The following is a 793-nucleotide window of genomic DNA, read 5'->3' as shown; positions in this document are numbered from 1 at the left end:
CCTCTCCCATGCGGAAGAGGTTTTTTCTTCTTATACTCTGTCGCTTCCGAAGAAATTGCGGAACGCTTGTAAGTTTGTATCTCTATTCAAGGCTGCAATCGAAGTGGTAAGCGGAATCCCCTTCGGACAGGATTGAACACAGTTTTGCGAGTTACCGCAATCTGCAAGGCCGCCTTCATCCATTAATGCTTCTAATCGTTCAGATTTATTCATGGCGCCTGTCGGATGCGCGTTAAACAGGCGGACTTGCGACATCGGTGCAGGCCCCATGAACTTCGATTTGCTGTTCACATTCGGGCAAGCTTCGAGGCAGACGCCGCATGTCATGCATTTTGATAATTCATATGCCCATTGACGGCGTTTTTCTGGCATTCTCGGCCCCGGTCCTAAATCGTACGTACCATCAATCGGTATCCATGCTTTAACTTTTTTCAATGAATCAAACATTCTGCTGCGATCAACCTGCAAATCACGAACGACTGGGAATGTTTTCATTGGTTTTAAACGGATCGGCTGTTCAAGCTGGTCGATAAGCGCCGTGCAAGACTGGCGGGGTTTTCCGTTTATGACCATTGAACATGCGCCGCATACTTCCTCAAGACAGTTCATATCCCATGTGACAGGGGTTGTCTTCTCACCTTTGACATTAACCGGATTCCGGCGGATTTCCATCAGAGCGGAAATGACGTTCAGATTCGGGCGGTATGGAATCTCAAATTCTTCATCATAAGGCGTGCTGTCGGCTGTATCTTGACGTGTCATAATAAATCGTATGGTTTTTTGTTCACTCATG

The 793-nt window shown here is 47.0% G+C and carries 1 protein-coding gene; it reads right to left on the bottom strand.

Features of this window, described 5'->3' with window-relative positions; translation table 11 throughout:
- Nucleotides 1–30 precede the first annotated feature (30 nt).
- A complete protein-coding gene (gene sdhB / locus ACWHAR_RS25900; protein ID WP_452088278.1) occupies nucleotides 31–792 on the bottom strand; it encodes a succinate dehydrogenase iron-sulfur subunit in 762 nt (253 codons plus the stop codon).
- Nucleotide 793 lies beyond the last annotated feature (1 nt).

Source organism: Bacillus sp. LR--39, assembly GCF_053613335.1.
Note: the sequence above shows the minus strand (reverse complement) of the source record. Positions and strands in the feature narration are given on the sequence as shown.

What these genes read in the sequence shown, in the direction of transcription:
- sdhB (WP_452088278.1), bottom strand. Translation starts at nt 792, where the DNA reads ATGAGTGAACAAAAAACCATACGATTTATTATGACACGTCAAGATACA.